Here is a 15,338-nt window from a genome sequence, read left to right as displayed (position 1 = left end):
GCGTGCGGTCTCAGTAACTTGCGCGTTCGCCGTCATTCGGTGCGGCGAAGCGATGCGCGAGCGACTCCGATGCTCGGGCGAGGAGAGCGACATCCGCGCCGACCGCGACGAAGTCCGCTCCCGCCGCGAGGTACGCCTCGGCCACCACGGGGTCGAAGGCGTTCACGCCGACGGGGGTCCCGGCATCCCGAGCTGCTCGGAAGACAGTGTGAACCGCGGCGACCACGTCGGGGTGCGACTGCTGCCCGAGAAGACCCATGGATGCCGAGAGGTCGGACGGGCCGACGAAGACGGCATCCACTCCCTCGACGCCCGCGATCTCGGCCGCGGCGGCGACTCCGGTGGTCGTCTCGATCTGGACGGTGAGCGAGACGTGCGCGGACGCGTCGGCGAGATAGCCGTCGACGCGGTTCCAGCGGGCGCTGCGGGCGAGGGCGCTGCCGACGCCGCGGATGCCGTGCGGCGGATAGCGGGTCGCCGAGACCGCCGCCCGGGCTTCGTCGGCCGACGACACCATCGGCACGATGAGGTTCTGCGCGCCGAGGTCGAGCACCTGCTTGATGACGACCGGGTCGTTCCACGGCACCCGGACGACCGGGGTCACCGGGTACGCGGCGGTCACCTGCAGGAGGGTGAGCACGGTCTCGAGCGAGGTGGCCGAGTGCTCCATGTCGAGCAGCAGCCAGTCCAGCCCGGAACCCGCGGCGATCTCGGCGGCGACCGGACTGCCCGAGCACACCCACATCCCGGCGAGGGGACGATCGGATGCCGCGAGCGCGGCGCGGAAGGTCGGGGTCAGACGAAGCGGCACGAGATCGTTCCCATCGGTCCGTAGTCGCAGAGGACCTCATCGCCCCGCGACACCCACATCGGGCGCGTGAACGATCCTGCCAGGATGATCTCTCCCGCCTCCAGGCGCGCGCCGTGCTGGGAGAACTTGTTGGCGAGCCACGCGACGCCGGTGGCCGGGTGGCCGAGGACGCCCGCCGCGACGCCGGTCTCCTCGATCTCGCCGTTGCGGCTCAGGACGCCGGGCACCCAGCGCAGGTCGATCTCGTCGGGGCGCTTGCGGACGTCGCCGAGCACCATCGCGCCGTAGGCGGCGTTGTCGCTGATGGTGTCGACGATCGTGCGGCCCTCGAGCTCGATGTGCGAGTTGAGCACCTCGAGAGCGGGGACGGCGTAGTCGATCGCGGCGAGGGCGGCCTCCAGCGTGCAGTCGGGGCCCTCGAGCGGCGTCTTGAGCACGAACGCGAGCTCGACCTCGATGCGGACGTTCGAGAAATGGTCGACGGGGATATCGTCGCCCGAGCGGTACACCGTGTCGTCGAACATCACGCCGTAGTCCGGTTCGGTGATGCCCGTCGCCTGCTGCATGGCCTTGGACGTCAGGCCGATCTTGCGCCCCACGAGCGTGCGGCCGGCGGCGAGCTGCCTGTCGCGCCAGCGACCCTGGATCCGGTAGGAGTCGTCAACCGTGGCATCCGGGAATCTCGCCGTGATCCGCGGGACGACCGAGTGGGTGCGGTCGGCCTCGGCGAGCTCGGCCGCGATGGTGTCGATCTGTGCGTCGGTGAGCATGGGGTCTCCCTAGAGCTGGTTGCCGAGCTTGAACTCGCCGTCGGCCTCTTCGGGCGCGCGCGTGTACGAGAAGCCGTCGGCGCCGATCGTCACGGCCATCTCGCTCGTGTGCTCGCGGGCGCTCACGGGCTGGGGGTTTCCGTCGAGGTCGAGAACGAGCGAGCCGTCGGTGTACCAGGACGGCACGACGGGGTTGCCCCACCAGTCGCGGCGCTGGTTGTCGTGCACGTCCCAGGTGATGACGGGGTTGTCGGGGTCGCCGGTGTAGTAGTCCTGCGTGTACACCTCGACGCGGTGTCCGTCGGGGTCGCGCAGGTACAGGTAGAACGCGTTCGAGACGCCGTGGCGGCCGGGGCCGCGCTCGATGGCATCCGATCGACGGAGGGCGCCGAGCTTGTCGCAGATGGCGAGGATGTTGTGCTTCTCGTGCGTGGCGAAGCAGACGTGGTGCATGCGCGGGCCGTCGCCGCCGGTCATCGCGGTGTCGTGCACGGTGGGCTTGCGACGCATCCACGCGGCGTAGACGGTGCCCTCTTCGTCCTGGATGTCCTCGGTGACGCGGAAGCCGAGCGCCTGCATGAAGTTCACGGCGCGGGGCACGTCGGGGGTGATCTGGTTGAAGTGGTCGAGGCGCACGAGCTCCCCGGGGGAGTGCAGGTCGTAGCGCCACGACAGGCGCTCCTGGTGCTCGGTGTCGAAGAAGAACTCGTACGGGAAGCCGAGCGGGTCGACCACGCGAACCGAGTCGCCGATGCCCTTCGTGAAACCACCCGGCGCGCGGCGCACGTCGCAGCCCAGCTCCTCGTAGAACGCGACGGCCTTGTCGAGGTCGTCGGCCGAGCGCACGCGGTACGAGAACGCGGCGACCGCGGCGACCGGGCCCTTGCGCAGCACGAGGTTGTGGTGGATGAACTCCTCCGTGGAGCGGAGGTAGATGGCCTCGTCGTCTTCCTCGGTGACGTGCAGGCCGAGGATGTCGACGTAGAAGACCCGGGATGCCGCGAGGTCGGTGACCACGAGTTCCATGTACGCGCAGCGCAGGATGTCGGGCGCGGGGGCGGTCGGCGTGGGGATCGGGTCGTCGGAGACGATGGGGGCTTCCTGGGTCACCCAGAAGCCGGAGGAGGTCTTCTCTTCTTCGGTGTGCTTTGCCATGGGTCGCGTCCTTGCGTGGGTGGATGTCGGATGTCGGATGTCGGATGCCGGGAGGGCGGGGTTGCGCCGCGAGATCACACGATCGTGACGAGGTGACTCGCTGTGAGCGGCGCGGATCGCGTGATCTCGCGTGGATCGTGTGATCTCGCCGGGCGGGACGGCGGCCGCGGCCGCCCGGCGCGGGCTCAGTGCGCCGGCGCCTTGCCGAACGTCGGGTTGTGCGCGCCGCCGAGCGTGATGTGCACGGCCTGCTGGTCGGTGTAGAAGTCGATCGAGCGGTAGCCGCCCTCGTGCCCGAGGCCGGAGGCCTTCACCCCGCCGAAGGGCGTGCGCAGGTCACGGACGTTGTTGGAGTTCAGCCACACCATGCCCGCCTCGACGTTCTGTGCGAACAGGTGCGCGCGCTTCAGGTCGTTGGTCCAGACGTAGGCGGCGAGGCCGTACCGCGTGTTGTTCGCCAGGGCGAGCGCCTCGTCGTCGGTGTCGAAGGGGGTGATGGCGACGACGGGGCCGAAGATCTCCTCCTGGAAGATCCGCGCGTCGGGGGAGACGTCGGCGAACACCGTGGGACGCACGAAGTTGCCCTCGGGGAACTCCTCGGGGCGGCCGCCGCCGGCGACGAGGCGTCCCTCGCTCTTGCCGAGCTCGACGTACGACATGACCTTCGCGTAGTGCTCGGGGTGCACGAGCGCGCCGACCTCGGTGGCGGGGTCGTCGGGGAAGCCGACCTTCACGCGATCGGCCTGTGCGGCGTAGCGCTCGACGAAGTCGTCGTACACGTCGCGCTGCACGAGGATGCGGCTGCCCGCGGTGCAGCGCTCGCCGTTGAGCGAGAAGACGCCGAAGATGGTCGCGTCGATCGCCGCGTCGAGGTCGGCATCCGCGAAGACGATCGCGGGGCTCTTGCCGCCGAGCTCCATCGACAGTCCCTTCAGGAAGGGTGCGGCGTTCGCGAAGATCAACTGCCCGGTGCTGCTCTCGCCCGTGAAGGAGATGAGCGGTACCTCGGGGTGCTTCACCAGGGCGTCTCCGGCATCCTCTCCGAGGCCGTTGACGAGGTTGAACACGCCCTCGGGGAGGCCCGCCTCCTCGAAGATCCCGGCCCACAGGGATGCCGACAGGGGCGTGAACTCGGCGGGCTTCAGCACGACGGTGTTGCCGGTCGCGAGCGCCGGTCCGAGCTTCCACGACTCGAGCATGAAGGGCGTGTTCCACGGCGTGATGAGGCCCGCGACACCGATCGGCTTGCGGTTGACGTAGTTGAGCTGGCGGCCGGGCACCTTGAAGGCGTCGTCGGTCTGCGCGACGATCAGGTCGGCGAAGAAGCGGAAGTTCTCCGCCGCCCGACGCGCCTGGCCGAGCGCCTGCGTGATCGGCAGGCCCGAGTCGAACGACTCCAGTTCGGCGAGGCGCTCGTCGCGCGACTCGACGAGGTCGGCGATCCGGTGCAGCACGCGCGAGCGCTCGCGGGGGAGCATGCGCGGCCAGGGCCCCTCGGTGAAGGCCTTGCGCGCGGCGGCGACGGCGAGGTCGATGTCGGCCTTCTTGCCGGCGGCGGCCGCGACGTAGGTCTCGTTGGTGACCGGGTCGAGCACGTCGAAGGTGTCGCCGTCGACCGAGTCGACGAACGCGCCCCCGATGTAGTGCTGGATCCGCTCGGGCAGGTCGGCGGGAATGCGGCGGGTCATGGAAGCTCCTTCTTTGGAGGGGCGGATGCCGATGGCATCCGGAATCAGAAAGCGGGGAGGCCGAGCACTTCGTCGGGGTGCTCGTGGATCAGGTAGGCGTCGAGGGTGGCGGAGCGGTGGCGCCGCGAGACCTTCTCGATCTCGGCGAGCGGGGCGCCGGTCTCGATGAGGACGAGGATGTTCTCGTGTTCGCGTACCGACTCGGCGGCGCGACCGGGGACGAAGCTGAACGTCGAATCGCGCAGGTGCCCGAGGCGCCCCCACTCGGCCCGCACCAGCTCGAGCAGGCGCGGATTGGCGCATCTCTCGAAGAGGATGGCGTGGAACTCCTGGTTCAGCGCCGTGAACGCGCGCGGGTCGAAGTGCTCCAGCGTCTCGACCATCAGCTCGTTGACGTGGCGGGCGCGGCGCACATCGTCGACCGTGAGCGCACGGGCCGACAGCGCGGTCGCGGCCCCCTCGAGCAGGCTCAGCGCCTGCATGCTGAAGCGGTACGCGGTGTCGTCGACCATCGAGACGCGCGCGCCGACGTTGCGCTCGAACGTCACGAGCCCCTCGGCTTCGAGCTGGCGGATCGCCTCGCGCACCGGGACGACGCTCATGTCGAGCTCGCCGGCGATCGAGCCGAGCACCAGGCGGTAGCCGGGGGTGAACTCCTGCGACGCGATGCGGTTCTTGATCCAGTGGTACGCCTGTTGCGACTTGCTCTGCGCGGCCGCCTCCGGCCCCTGAGCCTGCCGATGGGGTCCCTGAGCCTGTCGAAGGGCCATCACGCCTTCCTCTCGCTCTCGAATCGCGCGCGCCAGGCCGCGTTCATCGGGAACAGGCCCTCGATCGGATGACCGGATGCCACCTGCCCGGCGATCCACGCGTCTTCCTCCTCCTGCGCGAGGGCGGCATCGGCCACCTCCTCGGCGAGGGCCGGAGGGAGCACGATCACCCCGTCGCCGTCGCCGACGAGGATGTCGCCGGGCTCGACGGTGGTTCCGCCGCAGCCCACGGCGACGTCGGTCTCCCACGGGACGTGCCGGCGGCCGAGGACGGCGGGGTGCGGGCCGGCGGTGAACACGGGGATGCCGACCGCGGCCACGGCCTCGGCGTCGCGGACGCCCCCGTCGGTGACGATCGCGGCGGCGCCGCGGGCGTGCGCGCGGATCGCGAGGATGTCGCCGAGCGTGCCCGACCCGGTCTCGCCGCGGGCCTCGATCACGATGACCTCGCCCTCGCCGACGGCGTCGAACGCGCGCTTCTGGGCGTTCTGGCCGCCGCCGCGCGTGGCGAAGAGGTCTTCGCGGTGGGGGAGGAACCGCAGCGTGCGCGCGGTGCCGACGAAGCGGCTGCCCGGGGTGAGGGCGTGCACGCCGTCGATCGTGACGTCGTTCAGCCCGCGCTTGCGGAGCTGGCCGCTGAGGGCGGCGACCGGGACGCGCGCGAGCTTCGCGCGCAGCTCGGCGGAGAGGGCCGGGGCCGCGGCATCCGTCACGAGAACAGGGGATGCGACGGGAACCGGGCGAATCGCGGTGTTTCCGCCTGCTTCGGTGACATCGCCTGGTTTCGGCGCGGTGTGGGGCGCCGCGGCATCCGTCACGAGAACAGGGGATGCGACGGGAACAGGCTGATCCACCGGATTTTCGCCTGTTTCCGCGACCTCCCCTGTTCTCGTGACACCGGCGGCCGCCGCTTCCGCCGACCCCCACGCCTCGGTCCGCTGGGTGTCGTCGACCGAGGGGAGCGAGCCGATCGCGGCGTCGAAGGAGCGCTCGCCCTGGACCACCGTGGTGCGGAGTCGGCCGGTGGAACGGGAGCCGGCATCCACCTGCACCTCGACGACCTGCCCGGGAGTGACGACCGACGAGCCCGCGGGGGTGCCGGTGAGGATGACGTCTCCCGTCTCGAGGGTGAAGTGCTGCGAGAGGTCGGCGACGATCCGGGCGAGGGAGAAGATGAGGCCCGCGGTGGAGTCGTCCTGCACGAGCTCGCCGTCGACCCAGGTGCGCAGGCGCAGGTCGGTCGGGTCGACCCGGCGAGCGTCGATCAGCGCGGGACCCAACGGGGTGTACCCGTCGCCGCCCTTGGAGCGGACGTTCGAGCCCTTGTCGTTCGCGCGCAGGTCGTACAGGCCGAAGTCGTTCGCGGCGGTGACGGAGGCGACGTGCGACCACGCGGCATCCGGGGTCACCCATCTGGCGGGCTCGCCGATGATCAGCGCGATCTCGCCCTCGAAGGCGAGGAGCTCGGTGCCGGCGGGACGGACGATCTCGGCGCCGGAGGGGGCGAGCGAGCTCGACGGCTTGAAGAAGTACGAGGGAGCGGCCGGGCGGCGGCCGCGCTGGTCGGCGCGCGAGGCGTACGCGAGGTGGACGGCGACGATCTTTCCGGGCCGCGCGCCGAGGACGGAGAACCGGGGGTCGGTGTCGGTCATGGAGGCTCCTTCGCGTCGTATGCGAAATCGTATACGATCACGTCGCAGCCGACAAGGGGGCGCGCGACTCCCTGCAGCGATCGGCCGCGTTTCTCCCGCGCCCGGCTCGCCTTCGGCGCGTGCGAAACTCCCGACATTTCGTTGCGCCAGGTCCCGGATGCCGCCGTGTCAGGCCGTCAGCGACGATTTCTCAGGAGTTCGGCCCGGGTACGGCGTCGCGCTCGTCGGCCAGATCCATCCCGGGGCCGTCGGCGGGGCGCCGGACGAAACCGTTGCGCTCGTAGAACGCCGCGCGGCCGCGGGCGGCGAAGAGCTGGACGTCGCGGACGCCGCGGCGGTGCGCCTCGGCCACGAGCTGCCGGAGGATCTCGGCGCCGACGCCGGCTCCGCGAGAGGTCTCGGCGACGATCATCTCGGTCACGAAGGCGTGCAGCGCTCCGTCGCTGAGGAGACGGCCCATTCCGACCAGCGTTTCCTCGTCGTCGCGCGCCGTGCAGACGACCCAGCTGCCGGCGAGGGCGCGTTCGAAGGTCTCGACGGGCCATTCGCCCCACCAGGTCTGGGCGTACAGGGCCGCGAACTCGGCCGCGGTCGGGGAGTCGAACGAGTACCGCACGTCCCCGACGTTAGCGCGCCGCGATCTCCTCCCAGAACGGTGCGACGATCGCCGCGCTCACCCGCAGATCGAGCAGCAGGAACCCGCGGTCCTCGACAGGACGGGACGTCCAGGATGCCAGCGCCTCGAGGTCGTCGACCGTCTCGACCACGACGCCCTCGGCGCCGAACCCGCGCGCGACGGCGGCGAAGTCGACCTGGGGGATGAGCATCGGGTCGGGGTGCAGGCCCTTCACGCCGTAGTTGAGGACCTCGGCTCCGTACTGGGCGTCGTTCCAGACGAGGGCCACACCCCGGCCGCCGGCCACGCGGATCGCGGTCTCGAGATCGGCGAGGGCCATGAGCCCACCGCCGTCGCCCGTGCTGAGCACGATCGTGGAGTCCGGACGGGCGATCGCGGCCCCCGGGACGCTCGGGAAGCCGAGGCCGATCGACTGGTACGCCGTGCCGACCATGATCAGGCGATCGGGTGACTCGACCGGCCAGTACATGTTCGACCAGCCCATGAAGTGGCCGCCGTCGTGCACCACCACGCGATCCTCGGGCAGCAGTTCGGCGAGGCGCGCGGCGGCCGTGCGGGGGTCGAGGCGTCCGTCCGGGCCGAGACCCTGGCCCTCGGGCTGTCGACGTGCGGCGGCGAGGTCGAGACCGTTGCCCCAGGTCGACGGGGTCGCCCCGCGCGTGCGCAGGCGCCGGGCGATCTCGCGCGCGACGTCGTCGGCATCCGCCCGCACGTACCCGCCCACGTGAGGGTGCGTGGCGGTGGCCGCGAGGTCGACCTGGAAGACGCGCGTGCCGGGGGCGAAGAGCTCGCCGAAGCGCATCGTGAACTGGTTGAGGCCCGCGCCGAAGACGACGGCCACGTCGGCCTCCCGCGCGAGCGCCATCGCCCCGGGGGCGCCGAAGCCGCCGGCGACGCCGAGGTCGCGCGAGGGGTCGGAGAACAGGCCGCGTCCCAGTGCCGAGGTGGTGGTGAGGGCCCCCGTCAGGGCGGCGACCTCGTCGAGGGCGGCGCCCGCGCCCGCGAGCCAGGCGCCGCGTCCCCCGAGGAGCACGGGGCGCTGGGCGGTCGCGAGCGCGTCGACGATCTGGTCGATCACTCCGTCGGCGTACGCATCGAGCGGGGGGTGCTCCGGAGTGACCTGGGGCTCGGCGCCGGGGGCCGTGGCATCCGGAATCTCGCCCGCCTCGCGGGTGGCGACGTCGTACGGGATGCCGAGGACCACGGGCAGGCGATAGGTGAGGGCGTGCTCGATCGCGATGACGATCGTGGCGGCGGCGTCGCGATGACCCACGGTGTACGTGCGCGCGCCGACGGCGGCGGCGAGGGCGATCTGGTCGACGCCCCACGGGCGCGGACCGGAGGTGGGCTCGTCGCCGACGATGAGGACGAGGGGCGTGCGCGCCTGCACGGCCTCGGCGAGCGCGGTGAGCGTGTTCGTGAAACCCGCGCCGTAGGTGGCGGTGGCGGCGGCGAGGCGCCCCGACGCGCGGTAGTGCGCGTCGGCGGCGACGACTCCCGCGGCCTCGTGCCGGACCGCGACGAAACCCGAGCCGGTGTCGCGCCCGAGCGCGTCGAGGAAGTAGGCGTTGCCGTTGCCCATGACACCGAACACGGTGTCGATGTGGCGGGCGAGGGTGTGCGCGACGTGGGCGGAGACGGTGGGCATGGCGAAAGGAACCTTTCGAGACGGAGACGGGATGAATGCCGTATGTGTCTCGCGGAAACCCGCTACGTGCCCTTTTTTCGAGCAGCGACGCACGACTTCGTGCGCCTGACGGGATCGAGTATAGGCGCAGCTCTCTCTACGGAGTTGCGCCGAATGCTCAAGAAAACAGCTTCTCAGCGAGCATTCGGCGCGAACCTCCGAAGAAAAGGCGCGCGGGGTGTCACGTTCGAGCGGGCTCGCGACAGGAACGGGGTGAAGAGAATGAGAGAGGACCCCTCATGAACACCGATCCCGTTGCGGCGCTCGCCGCCGCCGACCCGGCACGCGACGTCTCCCTGCCCGACGCCGACGTCCGGCGCCTCGTGCGCGCGGCGACCTCGCGACCCCGTCGGCGGCGCTGGATCCTCCCGACCGCGGCGATCGCCGCGGTGTGCGCCGTCGGCATCCCGGGGGCGGCTGTCGCCTCCGGCTACCTCGCGCGCACGGGATGGTTCGGCTCGCCCAACCCCGGCTCTCCCGAGGGCACGCGGCCGGTCGGCACCGAGGCCGACGGCAGCGAGTGGATCGACACGTCGGCGGCGGACTACGGCGATTACGCGGTGACGCTCTGGCCCGCGTACGCGACCCTCCCTCCCGCGTACGACACCGCGGTGTTCGCCCGGGCCGTCGCCGCGGACGCGCCCGAGGGACTGCGCCAGGTCACCGGCATCCGGAGCGAGTTCGAGCAGAACGCGCGCTGCGCGTGGCGGGCGGAGTGGCTGGATGCCGACGCGCTCGGCGACGCGTCACGGGCGGCGACCGCCGCGGAGACGTTGACCGCCGCGGCGACCTGGCCCGCCACCGTCGCGACGGACGGCGGTGGCATCGTCGAGGAGGAGCGCACCCTCGCCGCCGCGGCGACCGCGGGCGACCGCGCCGGGGTCGAGTCCGCCGACGCCTGGTGTGGCGAGATGCTCGAGGGGCGCGCCCGGTGACGGTCCCGGCCGAACGGCGGCGCTTCGAGGCGGCGGTCGAGCCCCTCATCCCCGACCTCCTGCGGTACTTCGTGCGCCGCGTCGATCCGCGCGCCGACGCCGACGACTGCGTGTCGGAGACCACGCTCGTGCTGTGGCGTCATCGTCGGCGCTTGCCCGTGGCATCCGAGGAGCAACGGATGTGGGCCTTCGGGATCGCCCGGAACGTGCTCGCGAACCACGCGCGCAAGAGGGCTCGCCGCGCGCGGATCGACGAGACGCTCGTGCGCGAGGAGCGCGAGCCGGTCAGCGACGAGGCGTTCCTGGCCCTCGAAGCGCTGAGGATGCTCCCGCCCGCCGACCAGGAGCTGCTGCGGCTCGTCCTGTGGGACGGATTCGGTGTCGCCGAGGCGGGTGCGCTGGCGGGGGTGCGGCCGGCGGCGGCGCGCAAGCGGTACGAGCGGGCCCGCGCGCGGCTGCGCGCGGCGTTCGCGGAGCTCGAGCCCGGTCTGGTCCGCCCTTACCCGTGAGGGGTCACTTTCCGCCGTTCGCGGTGGGACGGACGACGGAGGCTGACCCTCACGCGGCGGCAGGGCGGGCAGGATCGGCGCGGCCGGACATGCGGCGCGCGCGGGTGGACAAGAAGAGGGGCATCGGCGAGCGGAAGCTGACGGGACGGGCCCGCGCACGAGGGCCCGGGACTCGAACCGAAGGAGCCGAGATGTCCGACCCCACCCCCGCCCTGGTCGATCCCGAGGTCGAGGCCTCCACCGCCGCGTCGACGGACGCCGACGACGCGGCCCTGCTCGCCCGCGTGCAGGCCCCCGAGGGACAGGGGCGGGAGATCCCGGATGCCGCCACGCGCGAGGTCATCGGACGGGCGCCCGTGCACACGGTCGCCGACGTCGACGCCGCCGTGTCCCGCGCCCGCGCGGCGCAGCCCGCGTGGGACGCCCTCGGGCACGAGGAGCGCAGCGGCCTGCTGATGGCGGCGGCCGACCGCATCGAAGCGAACGCCGAGGCGCTCGCGCGCCTGCTCTCGCGCGAGCAGGGGAAGCCGCTCGACGGCCCCAACGCGCGTTTCGAGGTGGGCGCATGCGCCGCGTGGCTGCGCACCGCCGCCGCCACCGAGCTGAAGCCGGAGGTCGTCGTCGACGACGGCGAGGTGTACGCCGAGCTGCACTACCGCGCGCTCGGGGTCGTCGCGGCGGTGGGACCGTGGAACTGGCCCATGATGATCACCGTCTGGCAGATCGCCCCCGCCCTGCGGATGGGCAACACGGTCGTGGTCAAGCCGAGCGAGTACACGCCGCTGAGCGTGCTCGCCCTCGTCGACGTGATCACCGAGGGGCTACCGGACGATGTGCTCATCGCCGTCTCGGGCGACCGGGATGCCGGGGCGAGGCTGACCGCCCACCCCGACGTCGACAAGGTCATGTTCACCGGCTCCACCGCCACCGGTCGGAAGATCATCGAGAGCTCGGCGGGCAACCTCGCCCGCCTGACCCTCGAGCTCGGCGGGAACGACGCAGGCATCGTGCTGCCCGACGTCGATCCCGCTGCGATCGCCGAGGGGCTGTTCTGGGGCGCGTTCATCAACACGGGCCAGACGTGCGCGGCGCTCAAGCGACTGTACGTGCACGACGACGTCTACGACGCCGTCGTCGACGCGCTCGCCGGGTACGCCGCGAACGTGCCGATGGGCCGCGGGCTCGACGAGGGCACGGTGCTCGGACCGCTGCAGAACAAGCAGCAGTTCGACATCGTCGACCGTCTCGTCCAGGAGGCCAAGGCCTCCGGCGGCCGCGTCGTGCTCGGCGGCGAGCCCGCCACCGACCTCGGCGAGCTGTTCTACCGCACGACGATCGTGGCCGACGTCACCGACGGCGTCGCCCTCGTCGACGAGGAGCAGTTCGGACCGGCGCTTCCCGTCATCCGGTACAGCGACGTGGAGGAGGCCATCGCGAGCGCGAACGGCCTCGACGTGGGCCTCGGGGCCTCGGTGTGGTCGAGCGACCGCGACGCGGCGCGCCGCGTCGCCGCGCGCCTCCAGGCCGGCACCGTGTGGATCAACTCGCACGGCGGCGTGCACCCGATGATCCCGTTCGGCGGGGTCAAGGGCTCGGGCTACGGCCTCGAGTTCGGCGTCGAGGGGCTCAAGGCCCTCGGCGTTCCGCAGGTCATCAACGGCTGAGCGCCGCATCGCCCCCCCGCCTGGACGCGCGAGTTCCGTTCCGGCGGGGGACACCGCACGACCGACCCCGGTCATGCGTCCACCGTCAACGTCGCGGCATCCCTGGTCAAGTCGCGCCGAGCGCGGGCGCGGAGGATGTACTCACCCGCCCCACCGGTCGAACCCGCACCGCAGCACTGCCGCTCCGCCCGCCCCACCCGCACTCGCCGGCACGTCACCCGCTCCGGCGACCCTGCTCCGCCCGCACCGGACACGCGTCCGCCGACCCCTCGGGAGACCCCATGACCGTCGCCGACCTCATCTTGCACGGTGCCGTCATCCACACGGCCGATCGCTCGCAGCCTCGAGCCACCGCGCTCGCCGTGGCGGACGGTCGCCTGCTCGCTGTCGGCACGGACGAGGAGGTGCTCGCCACCGCGGGGCCCGCGACCGAGATCCGTGATCTGGAGGGCGCGACGGTCGTGCCCGGGCTCGTCGACGTGCACAACCACCACCTCATGGCGGGCGAGGCCGACCTCTTCCAGCTCGCCTTCCCGCCCACGGCGGGGCTCGACGTGGTGCTCGAGGCGGTTCGCGCGTACGCCGCCGGGCTCGGCCCGGGTGAGTGGATCGTGGGAGAGGCATTCGGGAGCGTGCTGCTCGACGACTTCGCCTGCGCCGAGACCCGCGCGCGCTTCGACGAGGCGGCGGGCGGGCGTCCCGTCGTGCTCACCGACGACAGCCACCACAATCGCTTCGCGAACTCCGCGGCGCTGGCGGCAGCCGGCATCCACTCCGACACTCCCGACCCCGCCCAGGGGCGCATCGTGCGCGACCCCGCGTCGGGGGAGCCGACCGGGCTCCTCATGGAGTCGGCCACCCTACCGGTCACCGAGGCGCTCGACCGGAGCCTTGCCCGCACCCCCGAGCGTTACCGCCGGGCGAGTGCCCGCGCGATCGAGATCCTGCACTCCTTCGGGATCACCGCGTTCCAGGATGCCGCCGCCACCGTCGAGATCATGGGGGCGCTCCGCGACCTCGACGTCGCCGGCGACCTGCACGCCTGGGTCGTGTCGTCGCTGCTGTCGAGCGAGTTCCTCTTCGCGAACACGCCCGTGGGGGACGAGCTCGTCGCGCGACGCGAGGAGTTCCGCACCTCCCACCACCGCCCCGATTTCGTCAAGGTCGCGCTCGACGGGGTGCCGCCCACCCACACCGGGGCGTTCCTGACCCCCTACCTGCCGAGCGCGGACCACGGTCACGCGCACTGCGGCGTGACCACGATGGACCCGGCGGAACTCACCGACTGGCTCACCCGCACCGCGGCGCAGGGACTCGGGGCGAAGATCCACTGCACGGGCGACGCCGCCGTCCGCATCGCGCTCGACGCGATCGCCGCCGTCCGCGCGAGCGGCGACACGAGCACCCGCTACCAGATCGCCCACGGCCAGTTCGTGCACCCCGACGATCGGCAGCGCTTCGTCGACCTCGACGTGTCGGCCGACATCTCGCCGTTCCTGTGGTTCCCGGGCGTGATCCCGGATGCCATCGCCCACGTCCGCCCCCAGCCCGAGGCCGCGCACCTCCAGCCCAACCGCGACCTCGTCGACCGCGGCGTGCTCGTCGCCGGCGGGTCCGACTGGCCGGTCAGCGTCTCGCCCAATCCGTGGGAGGGCATCCAGGGACTCGTCACGCGCGCCGACCCGCTCGGCCGGGCACCCGGGACCCTGTGGCCCGAGCAGGCACTCACCCTCGCGGAGGCCTTCGAGGTCTTCACCGTGAACGCGGCGACCGCGATGGGGCTCGGCGACGTGACGGGTTCGCTCACCGCGGGCAAGTCGGCGGACTACGTCGTGCTCGACCAGGACCCCTTCGCCGTCGACATCGAGCGCGTCGTGGACACCCGCGCGGTCGAGACGTGGTTCGCGGGCCGACGCGTGTGGACGCCCTGACCCCTGGCATCCGTCTCGCTCGAAAGCTTCCCCCCTGCACCATCACGCAGCACTCACCTCACCGCAAGGAGCATCATGAAGCGCAGTCTCCGCCTGACCGCCCTCGCCACGGTCGCCCTCGCCGGCCTCGCCCTCTCGGCCTGCAGCACCACGGCCGCCGACGACGCCGGCACCGGGGCCACCGCCTCGGCCGACCGCGGGCCCGTGAAGAAGATCCTGTTCGACTACCCCTTCACCGCCCTGCCCGTGTACGGCGCCATCACGAACATCGTGCAGGCGCGTGCGGCCGAGAAGGGCGTCGAGGTCACGTTCACCAACGACGAGATGGACCTGCAGAAGCAGGTGAGCCAGCTCACCTCGAACCTCGGCAGCGACGTCGACGCCGTCGTGTCGTTCCCCGTCGACCCCGCCAGCCTCGAGTCGGTCGCCCAGCAGTACCGGGCCGCCGGGAAGTACTGGGTCACCTACGGCGGCGACATGACCAACCAGGACGCCACCCTGCAGTTCAGCTTCTACCAGTCGGGTTACGACCTGGGGAAGGATGCCGCGGAGTGGGCGCTGAAGAACGTCGGGCCGAACGCCGAGGTCATCGTGCTGAGCGAGACCGAGCGTCAGATCGGTCAGGAGCGCACGAAGGGCCTGCTCGACGGGCTCAAGGAAACCGGCCCCGACCTGCAGATCGTCGGTCAGCAGCAGGCGGTGACCCCCGATGACGGGCTCTCGGTGACCACGACGCTGCTCGCGCAGCACCCGAACGCCAACGTCGTGGTCTCGGCCGTCGGCGATGCCGCGCAGGGGGCGTATCAGGCGCTCGTCGCATCGGGTCGCGCCGAGAACGACCCGAAGACCTACGTCGGCGGTCTCGACCCCAACCTCTTCCTGCTGCAGAAGATGCAGGAAGGGAACTTCTTCCGAGCCGCGACCTACTTCTCGCTGAAGGACCTCGTCGACAACGTCATCGACATCCCCATCGCCCTCGGCGAGGGGAAGACGGATGCCAGCGTCGACCTCCCCGTGAAGGTGGTCACGGTCTCCGACCCGAACCTGTCGAGCTACATCACCGAGCTCGGCGGCTGACCTCTCGGCGGGGCGGGGTGACCCGCCCCGCCCCTTTCCGACGAGAACGGAA

General features: G+C 71.7%; 13 protein-coding genes. 5 read left to right on the top strand and 8 right to left on the bottom strand.

Annotation, left to right across the window (positions count from 1 at the left end):
• Positions 1-10 precede the first annotated feature (10 nt).
• The 8 genes from MTES_RS03325 to MTES_RS03290 all read right to left on the bottom strand — a co-directional run bounded on the left by MTES_RS03325 (position 11) and on the right by MTES_RS03290 (position 9,131).
• On the bottom strand, positions 11-811 hold the full coding sequence (locus MTES_RS03325) for an HpcH/HpaI aldolase family protein (protein WP_013583770.1): 801 nt from the start codon (positions 809-811) through the stop codon (positions 11-13).
• Positions 796-1,581, bottom strand: coding sequence for a fumarylacetoacetate hydrolase family protein (locus MTES_RS03320; protein WP_013583769.1), 786 nt, complete (start codon positions 1,579-1,581; stop codon positions 796-798). The genes MTES_RS03325 and MTES_RS03320 overlap by 16 nt, the downstream gene beginning before the upstream one ends.
• A gap of 9 nt (positions 1,582-1,590) precedes the next feature.
• Entirely contained in the window at positions 1,591-2,736 is a 1,146-nt protein-coding gene (hpaD, locus tag MTES_RS03315) for a 3,4-dihydroxyphenylacetate 2,3-dioxygenase (protein ID WP_013583768.1), read from the bottom strand.
• A 185-nt stretch (positions 2,737-2,921) separates the two neighbouring features.
• Positions 2,922-4,424 carry a 5-carboxymethyl-2-hydroxymuconate semialdehyde dehydrogenase gene (gene hpaE, locus MTES_RS03310; RefSeq protein WP_013583767.1) on the bottom strand — a complete coding sequence of 501 codons (1,503 nt, stop codon included), beginning with the start codon at positions 4,422-4,424 and terminating at the stop codon, positions 2,922-2,924.
• Between the two features lie 44 nt (positions 4,425-4,468).
• The gene (locus tag MTES_RS03305; RefSeq protein WP_013583766.1) at positions 4,469-5,194 is read right to left on the bottom strand and encodes a GntR family transcriptional regulator; all 726 of its coding nucleotides are present in this window, start codon (positions 5,192-5,194) and stop codon (positions 4,469-4,471) included.
• Positions 5,194-6,846, bottom strand: a complete 1,653-nt coding sequence (locus tag MTES_RS03300) for a fumarylacetoacetate hydrolase family protein (protein ID WP_013583765.1) — start codon at positions 6,844-6,846, stop codon at positions 5,194-5,196. The genes MTES_RS03305 and MTES_RS03300 overlap by 1 nt, the downstream gene beginning before the upstream one ends.
• A 190-nt stretch (positions 6,847-7,036) precedes the next feature.
• Positions 7,037-7,462 carry a GNAT family N-acetyltransferase gene (locus MTES_RS03295; RefSeq protein WP_013583764.1) on the bottom strand — a complete coding sequence of 142 codons (426 nt, stop codon included), beginning with the start codon at positions 7,460-7,462 and terminating at the stop codon, positions 7,037-7,039.
• Positions 7,463-7,472: 10 nt separating this feature from the next.
• Complete coding sequence (locus MTES_RS03290; protein WP_013583763.1) at positions 7,473-9,131, bottom strand: thiamine pyrophosphate-binding protein; 1,659 nt, start codon at positions 9,129-9,131, stop codon at positions 7,473-7,475.
• Positions 9,132-9,409: 278 nt separating this feature from the next.
• Here MTES_RS03290 and MTES_RS19490 point away from each other — a divergent pair, with 278 nt between their 5' ends.
• The 5 genes from MTES_RS19490 (at position 9,410) to MTES_RS03265 (ending at position 15,286) form a co-directional block, all read left to right on the top strand.
• On the top strand, positions 9,410-10,105 hold the full coding sequence (locus MTES_RS19490) for a DUF4179 domain-containing protein (RefSeq protein ID WP_013583762.1): 696 nt from the start codon (positions 9,410-9,412) through the stop codon (positions 10,103-10,105).
• Positions 10,102-10,614, top strand: a complete 513-nt coding sequence (locus MTES_RS19485) for an RNA polymerase sigma factor (RefSeq protein WP_013583761.1) — start codon at positions 10,102-10,104, stop codon at positions 10,612-10,614. The genes MTES_RS19490 and MTES_RS19485 overlap by 4 nt, the downstream gene beginning before the upstream one ends.
• Positions 10,615-10,805: 191 nt before the next feature.
• On the top strand, positions 10,806-12,278 hold the full coding sequence (locus tag MTES_RS03275) for an aldehyde dehydrogenase family protein (protein ID WP_013583760.1): 1,473 nt from the start codon (positions 10,806-10,808) through the stop codon (positions 12,276-12,278).
• A gap of 281 nt (positions 12,279-12,559) precedes the next feature.
• Complete coding sequence (locus MTES_RS03270) at positions 12,560-14,209, top strand: amidohydrolase (RefSeq protein WP_013583759.1); 1,650 nt, start codon at positions 12,560-12,562, stop codon at positions 14,207-14,209.
• 75 nt (positions 14,210-14,284) lie between these two features.
• The gene (locus MTES_RS03265; RefSeq protein WP_013583758.1) at positions 14,285-15,286 is read left to right on the top strand and encodes a sugar ABC transporter substrate-binding protein; all 1,002 of its coding nucleotides are present in this window, start codon (positions 14,285-14,287) and stop codon (positions 15,284-15,286) included.
• Positions 15,287-15,338: the final 52 nt, after the last annotated feature.

Source organism: Microbacterium testaceum StLB037 (assembly GCF_000202635.1).
Classification (GTDB): Bacteria; Actinomycetota; Actinomycetes; order Actinomycetales; family Microbacteriaceae; genus Microbacterium; species Microbacterium testaceum_F.
The sequence above is the reverse complement of the archived record's forward strand: the minus strand, read 5'-3'. Positions and strand labels throughout refer to the sequence as shown.